This window comes from Streptomyces sp. NPDC014656, from assembly GCF_043084305.1.
Lineage (GTDB): Bacteria > Actinomycetota > Actinomycetes > Streptomycetales > Streptomycetaceae > Streptomyces.
This window is the reverse complement of record NZ_JBIBZN010000013.1, coordinates 212,934-230,063: the sequence shown is the minus strand read 5'-3', so window position 1 is coordinate 230,063 and position 17,130 is coordinate 212,934. Positions and strand designations below refer to the sequence as shown.

The following is a 17,130-nucleotide window of genomic DNA, read 5'->3' as shown; positions in this document are numbered from 1 at the left end:
GCCGTCCCCGGCCTGCGCCAGCAGGAGATGCACCGCCACAAGGAGCGCGGCTTCTGCTGCGGCGCCGGCGGCGCGCGGATGTGGATGGAGGAGCGGATCGGCAAGCGCATCAACACCGAGCGCGTCGACGAGGCCCTGTCCCTCAACCCGGACATCGTCTCCACCGCCTGCCCGTTCTGCCTCGTCATGCTCACGGACTCCGTGAACGGCAAGAAGAACGACGGCAAGGCCAAGGAGAGCCTCCAGGTCGTCGACGTGGCCCAGCTGCTGCTCGACTCGGTGAAGACCCCGGCCGACCCCGAGCCGGAGGCCCCGGCGGAGGAGCCGGAGCCGGTCGCGTAAGGCCATGAAGAAGGGCCGCCCCCGTCGGACGGGGGCGGCCCTTCTTCATGCGCGTCCTCACCGCTTCTGGGCGTGGTACTTCGCGACGAGCCTGCCGTTCAGGTCGTAGACCCAGCTGTTGCCGCCCTGCTTCGGGGCGTCGACGACGACGAAGCGGTACTGGTGCTCGCCGGGCCGCACGGCGAGCTTGTAGGTCCAGCCGCGGTGCTGGGCGGTGAGGTGCTCGGCGTCGACGGTGGCGATCCGCTGGTCGTTCGTCCGGGACACCTGGACGCGGGGCCCGTTCTTGACGTTCTCGGCGAAGGTGGCGACGTTGCCGTCGGGCAGCTTGATCCGCGCGTTCAGGTGGTGCGGGGCGGGCTTGGGCCGCGGCTTGGGGGCGGGCTTCGGCGCCGGGTCGGGCTTCGGCTGCGGCTTCGGGTCGGGCTTCGGGGTGGGTACGGGCGCGGGGACGTCCTCCAGCCAGGAGCTGACGGTGCCGTCCGGCTGGAGCACGATGTGGAGCCCGTTGTTCTCCCCGTACGCCGGCTGTCCTCCCGTACTGGTCAGGCTGCCGATCAGCACCCCGTCCCGCCCCACGATGTCGGCGCGGTACGAGCCCTCCCCGGTCTGCCGCACCTGGGCGGCGGACCCGTCGGCCAGCGGCCAGCCGGAGACCTGGTCCCGCACGGCGGCCCCCGGGTCCCGGGAGGCGTCGTCGGCGAAGGCGGCGGCGGCCGGGAGGAGGAGGGCGACGGAGGTGCCGGTGGCGACGGCGGCGGTGCGCAGGACACGGGCACGGCGGTTGAGAAGCATGGAGAACTCCAGAGGGGTTTCGCTGCTGACCCCATCGAAGCTACGGACCCCACATTGAGGCGATACGTCCGTTTTGTAACGGCGACCGCACGGCCGCCCGGCGACCCTGTGACCCCCTAGGGGATGTCACAGGTCCGCACCGAAGGAGCGGGGCCGCCGCGGAAGCGGGTACGTTCATTGACGTGGCTGGATTCAGGAACGGACGCGGCCGGGACAACCGCCCCCCGCAGCAGCAGCATCGACCGCAGCAGGCGCCGTACGGGTACGAAGCGCCTCCGCAGGCGTACCCGCAGCAGCAGTGGCGGCAACAACCGCCGCAGCACCAGCAGCAGCCGTACGGCGAGCCGGAGTACTTCGGCGACCCGCACGGGCAGCACCAGCACGCGGCGGCGGCGAACAACCCGGGCCACACCCAGATGTTCAGCGTCGACGACCCCTACGGCCAGGCGGGCGCCTACCAGGCCCCGCCCGCCCCGGTCGGCCCCCGCCTGCCCTGGAAGGCCCTCCTGAGCGGCATCGTGCTCCGCCCGGCGGACACCTTCCTCCGGATGCGCGACCACGCGGTCTGGATCCCGGCGCTGACCGTCACCTTCCTCTACGGCCTGCTGGCGATCTTCGGCTTCGACCAGGCCCGCGAGGAGGTGCTGAACGCGACGCTGGGCACCACGATCCCGTACGTCCTGATGACCGGCGTCGGCTTCGTCCTCGCCGGCCTGATCCTCGGCGCCGTCACCCACACCCTCGCCCGCCAGCTCGGCGGCGACGGCGCCTGGCAGCCCACGGTCGGCCTCTCCATGCTGATCATGTCCCTCACGGACGCCCCCCGCCTCCTCTTCGCCCTCTTCCTCGGCGGCGAGAACGGCCTCGTCCAGATCATCGGCTGGCTCACCTGGCTCGCCGCCGGCGCCCTCTTCACCCTCATGGTCAGCCGCTCCCACGACCTCCCCTGGCCCAAGGCCCTCGGCGCCTCCGCCATCCAGCTGGTCGCCCTCCTGAGCCTGATCAAGCTGGGCACGCTGTAACCACGGCCGTACGCGCGAAGGCCCCCGCCGGTGACCGGCGGGGGCCTTCGCGCGCATCGGGCACCTCAGGCGTCGAGGACCTGACCCTCGCGCTTCACGACCGGGGGTTCGACCGGCCATGCCAAATGGACTGAATGACGGTAGTAACCTGCTGCGGTACAGACGGACCAGGTCGCAGGCAGGGGAGGCCCCGATCATGGCGCGCAAGGTGGGCATCTACACCAGGATCTCGCGTGACGACGAGGGTGAGGCCCTGGGCGTCGCCCGCCAGCGGACGGACTGCGAACGCTTGGCGGACCTCCGCACCTGGCAGCCGGTGAAGGTCTACGAGGACAACGACGTATCCGCGTTCAAGCGGAACGTCGTCCGCGACGAGTTCGAGCTGATGCTCAAGGACTTGAAGGCCGGCCTGATCGACGGAGTGGTGTCGTACGACCTCGACCGCCTGGCACGCCAACCCCAAGATCTTGAGCGGTTGATCGAGATCTATGACGATCGCCCGCGGCTGGAGTTCGCGACGGTCACCAACGACGTGAACCTCGGCACGGCCGACGGCCGGACCATGGCCCGGATCATGGTGGCGTTCGCCAACAAGTCGTCGCACGACACGTCACGGCGACTCAAGCGCAAGCACCTGGAGTTGGCGCAGCAGGGCAAGAGCAACGGCGGCCCGGCGCCGTACGGGTGGCGGAAGGACGACCGCGACAAGGTGGACCCCGAGGCGGCACGCCACATCCGCGCGGCCCAAAAGGAAGTGCTGGCCGGGGTTCGCATCGGCACCATCCGTACGCGGTGGCAGGAAGAGGGGCTGGGCAACCCGCGCGCCGGCACCAAGCGGATGGCCCACCACCACGTCGAGCACATCCTGACCAACCCGCGGCTTGCCGGGTTCCGGATCTACCACGGAGAGATCCTCCACGGCGAGGATGGCAAGCCTGTCGTGGGCGAGTGGGAGACGATCAACACTCCGGAGGAGTGGGAGGCCGTCTCCGCGGCCATCGCCGAGCGCAAGCAAAGCAAGGCCGGTCAGTCCCTCGCGCGTAAGTACCTGCTCTCCGGCATCGCCCGCTGCGGCCTGTGCAAGAGCAAGATCCGGGGACAGGTCAACCACAAGTGGAAACCGGGCTCCAAGGGCGCGCAGTACACCTACCAGTGCTCCAAGGTGAACGGCGGATGCGGCAAGGTCGGCCGCGTCGGCGAGCCCATGGACAGGCTGATCGCGCGTCTCGTGCTCCAGGAGCAACGCGAGAAGGCTGCCACGACGGCCATGCCGACCGAGGAACGCTGGCCCAAGGAAGAGGAGTTGGAAGCTCTTCTCCTCGACGTCGCCCAGCTCATCGAGGCGGAGAAGGCCAAGACGATCACCGTCTCCACGCTCCTCCAGCTCCTCCCCGACAAGGAACGCGAGCGAGACGCCCTGAAGCTGGAACGAGCCCGCTTCTACAAGGAGCAGAAGCAGGCGGAGGCCAAGGGGAACACGGCCGATCTGACCGAGGCGGAGTTCTTCGATCTCCCGATCGAGCGCCAGCGAGAGATCGTGCTACACAGCCTCACAGCCGTGATCGTCCACCCCGCAGGACGAGGCAAGCGGAAGTTCGACCCCGACTTGATCGACCCGGTTTGGCGCTGAGCTAGAAAGCCCTGTTCAACTGGCCCACTACCTACGGCAGATAGAAGCAAGCAACGAGTCGGGCGGGTCGTGGCGGGCCCACCCGGTCTCGTGATCCCAGTGCAGAACGTGAGAGGGATCCGTCAGAGAACCAACCCAGACTCCGGTCACCCCATCGGGCAGTTCTGGATCCCGGGCAGGCAGCAGGCCGTGCCGTGTAAGACGGTTCCAGGCCGGCGCCCGCATCCACGTGAGCCAGAAGAAGACTTCGCGCCGCACTCGGCAGGGATCCGCACGGAGCAGCTTCACCGCCAAATCGGGATGAAGTGAAAACTCAACTTCCAGGAGGTCCACCAGATCGGTACCCGCATCCGCCTTCCTGGCCTCGGGCAGAGATGGGAGCCGTTCCCGCCAAGTCATAGTCCTCGCAAGATCGATCCTCCTGGCCACCTCCTCCCGCGCGCGTTCGAAGACCTCGGACTCAGAAAGCTGATCAGCAAACAAGGAGCGAATGGCTGCCATCTCCCTCTGTTCGTCCTCCGCTCGCCGCCCCTCCAAATGCGCAACGAACCCAGGGTTGAACGACCACTCCACAGGGCCTAGCCCGTCAGGCTCAGCGGACTTGGGCGTGGGCTTCCGTCCCTCCTTTGCCTCCTGCTTCCTCTGTAGCCGTTCCGCCTTCTTTCTGTCGCCCACTTCATCAGCCGCAGGCATGGCGTCGAACCCATAGAGCACTGCCACGCTGATCGCGCCCGTTCCATCACCCGACATGGCCCTAGCGAACTGGACTCCTGCTCGACGCAACTTCCCGTAGGGGCAATCAGGATCATGGAAGGGGTCTGAGAAGCACGAACTCCCCCAGGCCAGATCCGATACGCCCCGTCGTTCGAGCTCAGCAAGCGCTGAGCTAACCACTTCGAGAAAGTCCTGAGAGTCGCGAGCCTCCTTCCTGCCGCGGGGCGTCTTAGCCTTGGCAGTGCTCTCGACCCCAACGTGCCAGTGATCGCTCAACAGTGGCGCCGGCTGCGGACTGGAGTAGGGCTCCCAGTCCCGTGCATTCCGTTCAGCGACTCTGCTGGTGGCGAGCGTGACCTCCAGCGCACCTACCTGCCCTACGTGAAGGTCGTAGCGGCCGTTGACGGGCGTGCTCTTGTCGTGGAAGTCATCACATTCAACACATTTGTCGTATGGCTCAACCCGCTGGCCGGTCATGCATTCCACGATGCGGGCAGCCTGGAGTTCACTCTCACCGGTGCTCGATGCCATCACGGCTCTCCAGGTGATCGGTAAGTTTCCCAGGGCAGCGAAAGCCCCGCGGGAAGCTGGGACAGAGTCAGCAGGAGGTCGCCGCGACGAAACTCGATGCCAGCTGCCAGCAAGGTCCGCGCATGCCTATCGAGTGCATCCAGGAGGAGACTGGGCAAGCCGACCGCGATGGGGATCTCCCAGGCATCTTTCAACAACGCATCAAGCTCGTGGCCTTCAACCGGCAGGTGCACGTGAATCGACCACAGGTCGACGGACCTCATGGGGCCCCGGACCGAACGGCCGCGCTTGCCCAGGATGCGATTTCCAGCAAGCTGAAGCGCCCGCATCACAGCCATCTCTGACACGGCGATCAACGCGACGCCGCCGTGCTGTTCCATCCCTCGGCTCCTCTGCCAGACCTCTCCACCGTCGTAGGGATGCCGCTATGGCGAGACGATCGGATTTCAGATACGAAGGCGGCGTCTCGATCACCCCCTGCGCGAACAAGCTGTCCGGATCCGAGCACTGCGCTGACATCCCGTCCGCTGGAAGCGCTTCGCCGTCACCGCTTTCTTTCCGGCGATCCTCCTGACAGATGGGAGCCCAGCGACGGCGTGCCGATCATGCAGAGCATCGTCGAAGTCCCGATGAGCCCCCTCAGGCACTGCTGAGGAAGCACTCGCGCCGCCTTTGATCGCCCGCGATAGAGGGAGACCATCGAGGTCGGCACCGCTGCGCGTCGTCCGCTCACCACCAGAGCGCATCCACGGCATCCACTGACAGGTACACAAGACGGGACGGGCCCGTGAATCGCCCATAGAAGGCGGGCCCGCCCTGCTGTGCCGCGTGAGGCAGGGAGTGCGGCTCACGTCTACCCGGCGGCAGGCAGACGCCGCGACCCACGTCTGCGAACTCCTTGACCCTTCTCGCCATCCGGCCTCAGCCCCCTCAGGGGTGGCGTCCGCGTCATCACCGAGACACCGAGCGGCCAGTTCACGGCCTTCGAGGGTTCGGCCGGCAGGGTCTCGTCGTGAGGCTGGCGTACCGCCCCTCTTGGCGATCAAAATCGAGCCGGACAGCCCACTATTTTCACCCGTGAAAGTTGGGCAAATGTGAAGTACGCCCGATTGGAGCACGCACCACGCTAGGCAACCTTGATCGCCAAGCGGACTGTTTCAGCAGGTCAGGGGCATACGATCGACGCTTGAGCGCCAGCTCCTCCAGGGTGCCCCTCGGCTGCCGACACGTCTATAGTGAGCCTCAGCGACGTGTCCAATACTCTCAACTTTCACGCGTGGAAGTTAAGCCTTCTGGATCACGAACGGGCTCCAAGCAGAGGAGCTCGGCCCCGGTTGCACCCAGGACCGAGCTCATGCGTGGAGTTCAAGCGAGCCCGGCCGAGTAGACAACGGCCGGGCTCGTTTCTTGCTGCCCAACCTTCGTCCGGTACATCGCTCTCGTGGCGCTACCGCGCCAGCTGCTCCACACAGCTTGCGATCGCCACCAGCACGGCGAGGAGATCGACCATGAGCTGAGCCTTCGCGAGGCCGCTACCTTGATCGTTTCCGTCCGTCTTAGGCGTCCGCTTTCTTGCCATGTCTCACTTCCGATCCGGTTGTGCTGCCCCGGAAAACCCGGGGTCCTCGACCTCCTGGCCGAGGCGCAGGATGGACCGGAAGTGGACGGCAAGAGCATATATGCAGGCACCGACACCAGCCGCGGGCTGAACGTCGGCACCTACCACCCCTCCAGGACTACAGTGCTTCCAGGTTCGGCTTGGGCGGCTCGCCCGACTTGCTTACTGGAGGCAAGACGGACCAGGGGAAGTTGATCCACTCGTCCGTCTTCTTCCAGACGTACTCGCACTTCACGAGGGAGTGGGACTTCTCGTAGACGACGGCGGAGCGGACCTCGGCGACGTGGTCGACGCAGAAGTCGTGGACGAGCTTCAGCGTCTTGCCGGTGTCGGCGACGTCGTCGGTGATCAGGACCTTCTTGTCGGAGAAGTCGATCGCGTCCGGGACGGGCGCCAGCATGACCGGCATCTCCAGCGTGGTGCCCACGCCGGTGTAGAACTCCACGTTCACCAGGTGGATGTTCTTGCAGTCCAGCGCGTAGGCCAGACCGCCGGCGACGAAGACGCCGCCGCGCGCGATGGAGAGGATGATGTCGGGCTCGTAGCCGTCGTCGGCGATCGTCTGGGCCAGCTCGCGGACGGCCGTCCCGAAGCCCTCGTACGTCAGGTTCTCGCGCACTTCACTCATGTCCGGCTACCGCCTCACACCTGGGTCCGATGGAAGTTCATGAAGGAGCGGGACGCCGTCGGCCCCCGCTGCCCCTGGTACCGGGAGCCGTACCGCTCGCTGCCGTACGGGAACTCGGCGGGCGAGCTCAGCCGGAACATGCACAGCTGGCCGATCTTCATCCCCGGCCAGAGCTTGATGGGGAGGGTCGCGAGGTTCGACAGCTCCAGCGTCACGTGCCCCGAGAACCCGGGGTCGATGAACCCGGCGGTGGAGTGCGTGACGAGCCCGAGCCGACCGAGGGAGCTCTTCCCCTCCAGGCGGGACGCGATGTCGTCCGGCAGGGTGATGACCTCGTAGGTCGACGCGAGCACGAACTCGCCCGGGTGCAGGATGAACGCCTCGTCGCCCTCCGGCTCCACCTCGCGCGTGAGGTCGAACTGCTCGACGGCGGGGTCGATGTGGGGGTAGCGGTGGTTCTCGAACACCCGGAAGAAGCGGTCGAGCCGCACGTCGATGCTCGACGGCTGCACCATGGATTCGTCGTACGGGTCGATGCGCACCCGCCCGGCATCGATCTCGGCCCGGATGTCCTTGTCTGAGAGAAGCACGCCCCCACGATACGCAGAGGGCGCGGACCGCCCCAACCGGGACCGGCTCCGCGCCCCGTCCGGTTCACCCAGCTCAGCGCTGCTGAACCTCCACCGGCACCGCGTGCCTCAACCGCGCACACCGCGGACACCGGATGAGCCGCCCGGGCCCGATCCGCCCGGCACCGAGCTGCTGAAGCGGAAACGAGGCGGTACTGAACACGTGCCCTTCGGCACAGCGGACGACGGTGCGCTCCACGGAACCCATCAAGTCCCTTCCCCTACACACATGCTGGACGAGAGGCCACATTAGGGGATCAACAGGGCGCCCTCCACGCGGCACTCCGACCCGCGGAGGAGAGGCGAACTACGCCGCCTGTGGCGCATGGGGTACAGTGTGCAACGATGCGGCTGGCTCACTCAGCCGCTGCGCGGATGTAGTTTAATGGTAGAACATGAGCTTCCCAAGCTTATAGCGCGGGTTCGATTCCCGTCATCCGCTCTTGCAAGAAGGCCCAGGTCAGAGACCTGGGCCTTCTTCGTTGTCTAGACCTGTCGGGGGCTGTCGTGCCCTCCGCGTGCCCCATCTCACCCGAACTTCCTGTTCGGAGGGCACGTGGCGCACCACCTCGCACCACCTGCGTCAGAGTTCTGCCAAGGGGATCGCCGCCGGTCTCGGGAATCTCCTCATACGAGGCCGACGGCGTGGCTAGCGTGTGGCGTCATGACCGACGCCGCATCCTCCAGGGCGGACCTCCTGACGTATCTGAACCGTCTGGAGTTACGTTTCGACTCGTCCGCTTCCTTGGTCGCCTCCGATGCCCACGACGATCCCGCAACACTGGAATGGAGCTGCCGCGCCGTCCTGCCCGTGTGGGAGCCGGACGACGAAGAGGCCGAGGCCGACAACACGCGGCTCCTGGCCCCTGGCGTATCGCTGGCCCAGTCGTCCCGGGGCGAGGACCAGGAACTGACGATCCTCACCATGTCCGGCCTCACGGTGGACCTGGGGCGAGTCGGGAGCATCTACGTGTCGCTGGACGCGCGCGATGCCGACTACGAGCACTTCACACCGCTCTTCGACAAGTCGGGAGATCTCGGCCTGCACCCCGATCTGGAGGAGGGCCTGGTGAGCGGCGAACAAGTCGTCATCATCGACCGGGTTCGGATCGCACCGGCGTGGCGCGGGCTGGGCGGGGTCGGCCGGTTGTTGATCGGCCGACTGCTCCGCTGGGTGGCCGGCCAAGCGGCGCTCGTGGCGACACATCCGTACCCGATCGACACCCCTGTCGGCGAACGGGAGGACACGGCACGGGAAGCGCGGGAGCAGGCCGTGGTCCAGCGCACGTGGCGGTCCTTGGGGTTCGAGCCCTTCCGTGAGGACGTATGGGTGATGCAGCCGCATCTGAGCGCCCACGGCGACGCCGTCGAACTCCTGGAGACCGCATTCGCTCAGCACCTCTGAGCCCGCTCGTACGGCCGGACCAGAAGAGAGGACGAACAGGACCGCAATGCGCGAGTTCACCAACCACAAGGCGCGATCCCAGCTCAACACTCTTTACCGCTTCTACTTGGAGACCCAGGACTTCTCAGAAACGCATCCCGGGGCAACACTGGACGACTTCGAGCGGCACCTCCTTCAACAGATCGCCGACTTGAAGGCGGAGCTGGAAGCCGGTGAAGAGGCGGCTGAGACCGCCGTCGTCACCAAGCCCCTGTCGGGGCCTCTCGCGGACCCCGAACGCCAGCACGCGTTCCGTCTGCTGCAGGAATCGGAGCCACCTGCAGTGGGCCCTGAGAGGGAAGCCTGGTGGGACCAGCGTCGGGCCGTGATGGCCGAGATCAAGCAGCAAGGGCTGACAGAAGCCCAGGACTGGGAGTGCCGCGCTTGCGGCGCCCCGGTCGGAGTCGCCTGCCGCACGGCCGGTGGTAGGCCCACGAAGGGGCCCCACTTCCTCCGGGCCACCGACGCCGAAGCGCCCTACAACCACGCGTACGGTCTGCGTTGAAGCCGGGTCGGGGGCCGGGACGAGAAAGCGTCCCGGCCCCCGACCTCATGCTTCCCGAGCAGCAGGAGGCGACTCGGTGGCCGCCTGCCGTGCAGCGCGGACCTTGGCGTCGATGCCTCCGGCGACCTCCTGCTGGCGGGCGTCGTCGGAGTGCTGGTAGATCATCGCGGCCTTCTCCGAGGACTGGCCGGCGCGGACCATCGTGTCCTTGAGCGTGGCGCCGGACTGGGTGGAGAGGGTGTGGCCCGTGTGCCGGAGGTCGTAGAAGCGGAAGTCCTTCGGCAGGCCGACCTTGGCGCGGGCCTTCGCCCACTTCCGGCCGAAGGTGGTCCGCCGGAACGGCGCTCCCTTCTCTCCGACGAACAGCAGCCCGTCAGGTTCCTTCTCCGCGAACCAGTCCAGGTGCCGCTTGACCTCGATGTAGAGGAAGGGCGGCAGGTGGATGGTGCGCACACCGGCCGCGGACTTGGTGTCGCCTTCGACACGGCGGCCGGTGTTCAGCTCCGGGGCGGCCTCCGTGACCCGTACGGAGAGCGGGTCGAGGGTGACCGAGGTCCGGCGCAGGGCCGCCAGCTCCTCCGGGCGCATCGGGCCGTAGGCGCCGAGGTACACCATCAGGCGCCAGCGGATCCCGATGGCCTCGGCGAGGGCGTCGACCTGCTCGACGGTGGCCGTCGTGCGCTCCTTGGCCTTCTCGCTGCCGGCGCCCCTGATCCGGCACGGGTTGCGGCGGATCAGCTCGTCGTCCGCCGCCGTCTCCATGATCGCCTTGAGCAGGCGGTAGGACTTGGCGACGGTCGTCGCTCCAGTGGCGGCCAGACGCTCAGCCCGCCACGTCCGCACCGTGGGCGGGGTGATCTCGTCGAGGTCCAGGTAGCCGAAGAACGGCAGGATGTGCAGCCGCAGCAGGCGGCGGTACAGCTCGTCCGTCGTGGCCGACAGGCCACGCTCCACCACCCACTTCAAGGCGTACTCCTCGAAGTTGACCGCCCCGACCTCGGGGTCCACCCAGACGTTGCGCTGGATGTCCGCCTTGGTGAGGGTGAGCCAGTCCTGGGCGTCGGTCCTCGTCTCGAAGGTCTCCGGGGCGGTACGCCGGGACCCGTCCGGCGCCCAGTAGCGGGCCTGCCAGCGCCCCGAGGGCAGCTGGCGTACGGTGCCGAACTCGCGCCGCCGCTGCGGCTTGCGGCCCGCCATCAGGCCGCCTTCCCGAAGCGGGAGCGGGCTTCGCGGATCGTGGGGACGGTGCGCTCCTCCACGTACGCGATCAGCACGCTGTCGGCGATGCGGACGTGCTTGCCGAGCTTCACGTAGCGGATCCGGCGCTCCTGGATGAGACGGCGGATGAAGCGGACGCCGGTGCCGAGGCGTTCGGCGGCCTCGTCGACCGTAAGCAGGCGGTCGTTGTTGTTCACCTCCTTCGACATGCGGGGCTGGGTGGAGGCGTGGGGTATCGCCGTCTGGCGCAAGCGGGCTCCTCTCCTGGCCTCGGCTGATGGAGCGGCAACCCCGGCCGGGCCGTGTCGTTCTGGGATGGGATGGGCGTGGTGGTGCGGCCGGGCCCTGGGGTCTGCGGGCCAGGGCGGCAGGAGGAGCGGGCTACGGCTGGGGCGGCAGGCCGAACTCCTCCTGGTTGATCTTCATGGTGTTCTCGGCGATGGCGTTGCTGACCATCACGTCGGCCGCCTCCCGGATGTCCGGGTGCTCGTCGAGGTAGGCGATGAGTTCGGCGTTGGCCCGGCGGTACGCGTGCTGGGCTCTCTGGGCGGCCGCGTTGGCGGCCACGACGGTGTCGATCAGCTCCATGGCGCGGCCGGCAGCGGCCAGGGCCGGCGGGCCGACGAGGTTGGACAGTGACACCCCGAACACCTCGGCGAAGCCGATGGCCTCGTCGAGATTGATGCGGCGCTTGCCGTTCTCGATCCGCCACACCCCCGACGGGTTCATCTCGTAGCCGGCCTCGTTGAGGCGGTCGGAGAGCGTGGTGGTGCTCCAGCCGCGCTGGTCACGCTCGGCCTTGATCCGCTTGGCGGCGTTCTCCTCACCCTTGAGCAGGACACCCTCTGGCTCCTCGTCGTGCTCGTCGTCCGACATCGGCCCCTCCTTCCTGTCGCAGCGTGCCGCTGCACTCCGCAGGGCCAGTAAAGACAGTACAGCACCTTCTGCCACCTGCAAAGCATCTATGCGTAGTGCATAGTGATAGACATGCCGCACCGCCACGAACCGCTGGAGACCGCCATTGCCTAGACCGACAAACAGAAAGCCCCCCGGTGCTTGCGACACCGAGGGGCTCAAAGCGCAAACCTCACGCCGCCCATCCCTGAACGACTAGCTGCATGGCCGGGATTGCCGTCCCGTATGGCCCGCAGATTGAGGAGCTCGATGTCCAGTATGGACGAAGCCACCCCGAACACGCCATCGCTTCCCGCCGCCTGGCCGCCGGTCGCCGTCCCCGGCCAGCCGACCGCCCCCACGCCCACCCCTGCCCCGGACCCCGAGGGCGTAGAGATCCTCGACCTGCTCCGGGACGCCATCCGGCGCTACGTCGTCATGCCGAGCGACGAAGCCCTGACCGCGACCACGCTGTGGGCGGCTGCGACCCACCTGCAGACCGTGTGGCAGCACGCGCCGCGCCTGGCCGTGGTCGGACCGGCCAAGCGCTGCGGCAAGTCGCGGCTGCTCGAAGTCCTGATCGAAGCGGTCCACGAGCCGCTGATCACGGTCAACGCCTCCGCCGCCGCGATCTTCCGGTCGATCGGCGCGGGCGACCCGCCCACCCTCCTCGTGGACGAAGTCGACACGATCTTCGGCAGCGCGAAGGTCGCGGAGAAGAACGAGGAGATGCGCGGCCTGCTCAACGCCGGCCACCAGCGCAACCGGCCCACCCTGCGCGTCACCGGCCCCAACCACGAGGTGGTCAAGTTCGACACCTTCGCCATGGCCGCCCTCGCCGGAATCGGCGACCTGCCCGACACGATCATGGACCGGTCGGTCGTCATCCGCATGCGCCGCCGGGCCGAGACCGAGAAGGTCAGCGCCTGGCGCTACGGCCGTGACGACCTGACCGTACGGGAGATCCGCACCCGGCTGGCGGCCTGGCTGGCCTCCGTGCGCGAGAAGGCACTCGCCCTGGAGCCGACAATGCCGGTCGAGGACCGCGCCGCCGACACCTGGGCGCCGCTGATCAGCGTCGCCGACCTCACCGGCGGACACTGGCCCGTCCTGGCCCGCACCGCGTGCACCGCCATGACCGACTACGAAGCCGGGCGCGACGAGGACGGCGGACTGAAGATCCGCATCCTCGCCGACATCCGCCGCGCCTTCGCCTCCGAAGGCGACCAGCCGGCGATCCGCACCGGCCGCCTCCTGGAAATCCTCAACGCCGACGCCGAGGCCCCCTGGGCCGAACACAGCCCCAACGGGCTCACCCCGCGCGGCCTGCAGATCCTCCTCCAGGACTACGGCATCAAGTCGGCCAACCGCCGCTTCCCCGGCGGCCACCAGGCCAAGGGCTTCACCCGCGCCCAGTTCAACGACGCCTGGACCCGCTACTGCCCGCCCGACGCAGCAGTCACCCTCCCCTTCGAGCCCGGGGCCTGACCCTCCCTGACTCGTCCCACTCGTCCCCGCGCAGGTCAGCGCGGGGACGAGTCACCGACCCGCAACGAGTCGACTCGACATCACCGCCCCACCCGTACCTGCCCTGACCAGCGGCGGGACGGGTGGGACGAGTCCCCACCGCCCACGGCTGCCTGCGCCACGGCGGCCGCACCCTTCCCCACCTGGAGACCATCCCCTTGCACTTCCCTGCCCCCAGCGCCCCGGCAGCGATACGCAGCATCCGCGCCCGCATCACGTGGCTCACCTCGGCCCCCGAGGGCGAGGCCCTCAAGCAGGACGACGACCCTGACGACGCTCGCCGAGCGCCCGCGCCCGCTGAGGGTCATCGCGTGAACCGCGCGGGACGCATCACCCTCGTCATCGGCCTGGTGGCTGTCGTCCTCATGGCCTTCCGGGTCTCGTGGAACGCGCTGTCCGACGTGGCCCGCGCCATCGGCGCCGACCCGATCGCCGCCCTGCTCTACCCGATCGTGGTCGACGGGCTGATGGCCCTCGCGCTGATCGCCACGCTCGTGCTGACCGGACCCGGCCGGACGTTCGCGCTGTGGGTCCTGGCGGCCTACACGGTCGCCAGCCTCCTGCTGAACTACGTGCACGGCCTCGTACCGGCCCTGCATACCGACTCGGTCCAGTGGGGCCGACTGACCGACTCGAAGTACGCGAACTGGGCTCTTGTCCTGCTGGCGACCTCGCTCCCGGTCGGGTCGATCTACTTCGGGTCGGACCTTGTGGCCAAGGTGCTGCACCACCACCCCGAGTCGGCCGACTCCCCCAATGCGGCCTCTGACCAGTCGGCCGCCGACCAGGCCCCACGGTCGACGCCTGACCGGCCCGAATCGGCCTCTGAGCAGCTGACCGAGTCGGCCCCCACGGGGCCGACCGAGGGAGCCGAAGCGGCCCCCGCCACCCAACCGCCTCGGCCGACCACGGTGGCGGAATCGACCGGAGCCGCCCCGCGTCGAGCGACCGGTCGGGTCCCCGCCGCCGCCAAGTCGACCGCCGACCGCACCCGCACAGACGCCGACCTCCTCGACAAGGCCCGACTCCTGACCGCCGACTGGAGCGGCGACCAGCTGACCGCCGAGCGTCTGCGCCGCGAACTACGGATCGGTCTGCCCCGGGCCCGCACCTTGCGCGACCGACTGCAGGCCGAGCGCACCGGCCAGGCCGGGGCCGTCACGGACGACGGCTTCAAGGCCGGGCCGCTCGAAGGACTCGACGAAGCCGCCTCTCCCGCCGGCACCGTCTGACCCCTACAAGGCACCGAAGCCCCGCCCCTCCGGCCGATCTCGTGTCCCCGTGCAGCCGAGCACGTGGACACGACGGCCGTTCCCAGCCAAAAGCCCCACGGAGAAACGACCATGCACGACCCGAACCACGAACTCCCCACCACCCAGCAGGAAATGACCACCCTCCTCAACCGCGAAGCAAGGTATGGCGTTGGACCGTCCAGGGGCCGGTCCAACGCGGAAGCCTCCGCCCCAGGGGTGGCGGAGGCGGCGGAGCCCCGGCGCGAGGGCGCACCGGGGGCAGGGGGTGTGCGCGCGGCGGACGAGGCCGCTCTGCACCGTGTTGCCCGCCGTCGTGCCCGCCAGGACGTGCAGCGCAAGGAGAGGGTCGACGTCCGCTACAGCGTCGCAGAGAAGCAGGAGATCCTCGCCGAGGCCCGTCGCCTCGGTCTGGCCGGCGCGCACTTCGTCGGTGCCGTCGTCATGGCGCACCTCAACGGCGACCTCGCCCTGCCCGCCGAGCGGACCGCCGTCGACGATCTGATCGACGAGTACGCGGCACTGCGCGAGCAGGTCGCCCGGATCGGCACCAACGCCAACCAGATCGCCCACCGCCTCAACTCCGGCGGCGACGCACACCCTGTGGACGCCGCCGTCCTCGCCGAGACCGGACGGCTCGTGGCCCTGGTCCAGGACACGGTCAAGGCCGTCGACGCCGCAGCGAACGTGGCCGCCACAACCCGTTGGACGGCCTGAATGATCGCGAAGATCGGCAAGCCTGGCCACAAGACACGGGGCGTCCTGAACTACCTGTTCGGGCCCGGCCGGGCCAACGAGCACACCGACCCCCACCTCGTCGCCTCCTGGGACGGCTTCGCCCCCGACCCCGGCCGCGACCCCGACGCCACCCTCGCCCAGCTCGCCACAGCCCTCGACCTGCGAGTCAAGCAGGCCGGCCACAAGGTACCGAAGAGCCACGTCTGGCACTGCTCGATCCGCGCCGCCCCCGAAGACCGCCACCTGACCGACGACGAGTGGGCCACCATCGCCCGCCGCGTCCTGAACGCCACCGGCATCGCCCCGGCCGGCGACCCCGACGCTTGCCGTTGGGTCGCCGTCCGCCACGCCGACGACCACATCCACATCGTCGCCACCAAGGTCCGAGGAGACCTCCGCCCGCCACGGAACTGGAACGACTTCCTGCGCGCCGACAAGGAACTCGTCGCCATCGAGAAGGAGTACGGGCTCCGCCAGGTCCCGCGCGGCGACCGCACTGCCGCCAAGCGCCCCACTCGCGCCGAACAGGAGAAGGCCCGCCGCAAGGGAACCGCCCGAACGTCCCGGGAACGCCTGCGCACTATCGTCCGCACCGCCGTCTCGGCAGCCACGACCGCCGAGGAATTCTTCCGGATCATCGAAGGGACCGGGGCCCTGGTCGACGTCCAGTACTTCCCTTCCGGGGACGTCCGCGGCTACAAGGTCGCCCTCGCCGGCGACACCAACGCCCAGGGCGATCCGGTGTGGTTCTCCGGCTCCACCCTCGCCCCCGACCTGTCCTATCCCAAGATCGCCGCGCGCCTCACGACCACCGGGACAACACCGGCGGAGCGGGCCGACACACCGGCCTGGCGGCGACTCTCCATCGCCATCGCCCAGACACCCGACCACCTCACGCACGACAAGGACGAGGTCGGACAGGCCCACATCACCGTCCTCGCCGAAGCCCTCGACGTGCTTCCCCTGGTCGCCCCCGCCGACCTCCGGCACCAGCTGGTTCAAGCCGCCACTGTCTTCGAGCGGGCCAGCCGGTCCCGTATCCGCGCCCGACACCAGCAGTCTCAGACCACCCGCCGGGCGGTGAAGGCGATCCTGCGTGAACCCGCTCCGAAGGACGGAGTCCTCCTCGCCACCGTCCTCGACGCCCTGCTGCTGACGGTCATCGCCGCCCAGCACTGGCACCGCACCCGCAATCACACCCAGCAGGCCGATGCCGCCCGCCAAGCCGCCGGCCATCTCCGCGCCGCCTATCAGGCCCAGGCCGCCGAGCCGCTGGCCGTGCTCCGGCAGCAAGGAACACGGCTGGCCGAGTCACTACGCCGACGGCAGGAGTTCACCCTGCGCCGAGCCCTTCCCGAACTGGCCGAACAGATCCTCGCGGAGCCCGGCTGGCCCGCTCTCGCCGCCACCCTCGCCCGAGCCGAAGCCGCCGGCCACAAACCCGCCGCGCTCCTCACCGAAGCCACCGCCCGACGGGAGACCGACACCGCCACCAGCGTCAGCGAAGTCCTCACCTGGCGACTCCACCGTCTCGCCGACCTGACCGCCGTCACCACCACCAGCAGCAGCGCCCCGGCATCCCAGCCGGCCGCCTACCGCCCCACCAACGCCGCCACCAGCCAGCAGCGCCACACGCGCTGACCCC

The 17,130-nt window shown here is 68.7% G+C and carries 17 protein-coding genes and 1 tRNA gene; 10 read left to right on the top strand and 8 right to left on the bottom strand.

All coding sequences use genetic code 11. The annotated features are described in order from the left end of the window. On the top strand, positions 1 to 342 hold a 342-nt coding region (locus ACF1ED_RS27550), incomplete at its 5' end, for a heterodisulfide reductase-related iron-sulfur binding cluster (RefSeq protein WP_391764881.1). Positions 343 to 399: 57 nt separating this feature from the next. On the opposite strand, the gene ACF1ED_RS27545 is transcribed toward ACF1ED_RS27550, so the two are convergent. Beyond that, complete coding sequence (locus ACF1ED_RS27545; protein WP_391764879.1) at positions 400 to 1,137, bottom strand: hypothetical protein; 738 nt, start codon at positions 1,135 to 1,137, stop codon at positions 400 to 402. Between the two features lie 182 nt (positions 1,138 to 1,319). Here ACF1ED_RS27545 and ACF1ED_RS27540 point away from each other — a divergent pair, with 182 nt between their 5' ends. Together ACF1ED_RS27540 and ACF1ED_RS27535 are read left to right on the top strand one after the other, a co-directional pair. Continuing rightward, a complete protein-coding gene (locus ACF1ED_RS27540; RefSeq protein ID WP_391764877.1) occupies positions 1,320 to 2,159 on the top strand; it encodes a Yip1 family protein in 840 nt (279 codons plus the stop codon). A gap of 196 nt (positions 2,160 to 2,355) precedes the next feature. Continuing rightward, on the top strand, positions 2,356 to 3,789 hold the full coding sequence (locus tag ACF1ED_RS27535) for a recombinase family protein (protein ID WP_391764875.1): 1,434 nt from the start codon (positions 2,356 to 2,358) through the stop codon (positions 3,787 to 3,789). A gap of 27 nt (positions 3,790 to 3,816) precedes the next feature. Here ACF1ED_RS27535 and ACF1ED_RS27530 read toward each other — a convergent pair whose 3' ends face one another. The 4 genes from ACF1ED_RS27530 to dcd form a co-directional block, all read right to left on the bottom strand. Beyond that, complete coding sequence (locus tag ACF1ED_RS27530; RefSeq protein WP_391764873.1) at positions 3,817 to 5,034, bottom strand: hypothetical protein; 1,218 nt, start codon at positions 5,032 to 5,034, stop codon at positions 3,817 to 3,819. After that, positions 5,034 to 5,414 (bottom strand): hypothetical protein, encoded by a 381-nt coding sequence (locus tag ACF1ED_RS27525; protein ID WP_391764871.1) that lies wholly within the window; start codon positions 5,412 to 5,414, stop codon positions 5,034 to 5,036. The genes ACF1ED_RS27530 and ACF1ED_RS27525 overlap by 1 nt, the downstream gene beginning before the upstream one ends. A 1,356-nt stretch (positions 5,415 to 6,770) precedes the next feature. Continuing rightward, positions 6,771 to 7,280 (bottom strand): phosphoribosyltransferase, encoded by a 510-nt coding sequence (locus ACF1ED_RS27520; protein ID WP_391764869.1) that lies wholly within the window; start codon positions 7,278 to 7,280, stop codon positions 6,771 to 6,773. Positions 7,281 to 7,294: 14 nt separating this feature from the next. Continuing rightward, positions 7,295 to 7,870 carry a dCTP deaminase gene (dcd, locus tag ACF1ED_RS27515; protein WP_266966911.1) on the bottom strand — a complete coding sequence of 192 codons (576 nt, stop codon included), beginning with the start codon at positions 7,868 to 7,870 and terminating at the stop codon, positions 7,295 to 7,297. Positions 7,871 to 8,280: 410 nt separating this feature from the next. Between dcd and ACF1ED_RS27510 the strand changes: the two genes are divergently transcribed. The 3 genes from ACF1ED_RS27510 to ACF1ED_RS27500 all read left to right on the top strand — a co-directional run bounded on the left by ACF1ED_RS27510 (position 8,281) and on the right by ACF1ED_RS27500 (position 9,858). Next, positions 8,281 to 8,351 (top strand) — tRNA-Gly (locus ACF1ED_RS27510). Positions 8,352 to 8,573: 222 nt separating this feature from the next. Then, positions 8,574 to 9,314, top strand: coding sequence for a hypothetical protein (locus ACF1ED_RS27505; protein ID WP_391764867.1), 741 nt, complete (start codon positions 8,574 to 8,576; stop codon positions 9,312 to 9,314). 46 nt (positions 9,315 to 9,360) lie between these two features. Further along, on the top strand, positions 9,361 to 9,858 hold the full coding sequence (locus ACF1ED_RS27500; protein WP_391255183.1) for a hypothetical protein: 498 nt from the start codon (positions 9,361 to 9,363) through the stop codon (positions 9,856 to 9,858). Between the two features lie 45 nt (positions 9,859 to 9,903). Here ACF1ED_RS27500 and ACF1ED_RS27495 read toward each other — a convergent pair whose 3' ends face one another. From ACF1ED_RS27495 to ACF1ED_RS27485, 3 genes are all read right to left on the bottom strand, one after another. After that, positions 9,904 to 11,055 carry a tyrosine-type recombinase/integrase gene (locus ACF1ED_RS27495; RefSeq protein WP_391764865.1) on the bottom strand — a complete coding sequence of 384 codons (1,152 nt, stop codon included), beginning with the start codon at positions 11,053 to 11,055 and terminating at the stop codon, positions 9,904 to 9,906. Continuing rightward, the gene (locus ACF1ED_RS27490) at positions 11,055 to 11,285 is read right to left on the bottom strand and encodes an excisionase family DNA-binding protein (RefSeq protein ID WP_391255522.1); all 231 of its coding nucleotides are present in this window, start codon (positions 11,283 to 11,285) and stop codon (positions 11,055 to 11,057) included. The genes ACF1ED_RS27495 and ACF1ED_RS27490 overlap by 1 nt, the downstream gene beginning before the upstream one ends. Before the next feature lie 172 nt (positions 11,286 to 11,457). Next, positions 11,458 to 11,952, bottom strand: coding sequence for a helix-turn-helix domain-containing protein (locus tag ACF1ED_RS27485; protein WP_391764864.1), 495 nt, complete (start codon positions 11,950 to 11,952; stop codon positions 11,458 to 11,460). A 297-nt stretch (positions 11,953 to 12,249) separates the two neighbouring features. Here ACF1ED_RS27485 and ACF1ED_RS27480 point away from each other — a divergent pair, with 297 nt between their 5' ends. From ACF1ED_RS27480 to ACF1ED_RS27465, 4 genes are all read left to right on the top strand, one after another. After that, on the top strand, positions 12,250 to 13,458 hold the full coding sequence (locus tag ACF1ED_RS27480; RefSeq protein ID WP_391764898.1) for a DUF3631 domain-containing protein: 1,209 nt from the start codon (positions 12,250 to 12,252) through the stop codon (positions 13,456 to 13,458). A 350-nt stretch (positions 13,459 to 13,808) separates the two neighbouring features. Next, positions 13,809 to 14,729, top strand: coding sequence for a DUF2637 domain-containing protein (locus tag ACF1ED_RS27475; RefSeq protein ID WP_391764862.1), 921 nt, complete (start codon positions 13,809 to 13,811; stop codon positions 14,727 to 14,729). 348 nt (positions 14,730 to 15,077) lie between these two features. After that, complete coding sequence (mobC, locus tag ACF1ED_RS27470) at positions 15,078 to 15,464, top strand: plasmid mobilization relaxosome protein MobC (RefSeq protein ID WP_391764860.1); 387 nt, start codon at positions 15,078 to 15,080, stop codon at positions 15,462 to 15,464. Continuing rightward, a complete protein-coding gene (locus ACF1ED_RS27465; protein ID WP_391764858.1) occupies positions 15,465 to 17,126 on the top strand; it encodes a relaxase/mobilization nuclease domain-containing protein in 1,662 nt (553 codons plus the stop codon). Positions 17,127 to 17,130 lie beyond the last annotated feature (4 nt).